The organism is Vibrio sp. Y176, from assembly GCF_033438945.1.
The window spans coordinates 1-618 of sequence record NZ_JAWOQS010000752.1 but is presented as its reverse complement, the minus strand read 5'-3'; the positions used below and the strand labels follow the sequence as shown (position 1 = coordinate 618).

Genomic DNA, 618 nt, shown 5'->3' with positions numbered 1-618 from the left:
ACGGGCTTGACTAAGTAATCAAATGCACCGAAACGATGGGCTTTTTGAACCGTAGATGCGTCATTGGCCGCCGTGACCAAAATGCATTCTGGTTTCTGGTCGCTCTCTAACCATTGATAAACCAGCTCGACACCTTGCCCGTCTGGTAAGTAGTTGTCGACAATGACCAAATCCGGCTTAGTATGCGTCACTAGCTGCTGGGCAATGTGAATACTGCCGGCAATACCGACGACTTGATATTGTTCCACTTGCTCGATGAAATGGTGATGAAGCTCTGCAATGTTGGGATCATCTTCCACTATGACTACTTTTATCATCCTAACTCCTTGGGAAAATAGATCGTAAACGCGGTTTCTTGCTCGTCACTGTCCAACTCCATATGCCCATTGCCTTGCTCAACGATGGAACGTACAAGGTACATGCCTACTCCATGATCGGCTTTGTTTTGCTTAGTGGTAAAGCCCAATTCGCACAACGCATCAAATTCACTCTCGATCAGCGGGCCGTTGTTCGAAACCTGAATGGTGTACTCACAGGCCGATTCTGAAATACCGATGTGTACGTGACCGTTTTCTTGTCCTTTCACCGCTTCCAAAGCGTTTTGAGCTAAATTGCCAA

2 protein-coding genes are annotated in these 618 nt (G+C 46.9%); both read right to left on the bottom strand.

Going from position 1 to position 618, the window contains the following annotated elements:
* A partial coding sequence (locus R7O13_RS28455; RefSeq protein WP_318305402.1) for a response regulator occupies positions 1 to 317 on the bottom strand: 317 nt, incomplete at its 3' end.
* Positions 314 to 618: sensor histidine kinase (locus R7O13_RS28450; RefSeq protein WP_318305401.1), on the bottom strand; the 305-nt coding region annotated here is incomplete at its 5' end. The genes R7O13_RS28450 and R7O13_RS28455, both read right to left, overlap by 4 nt.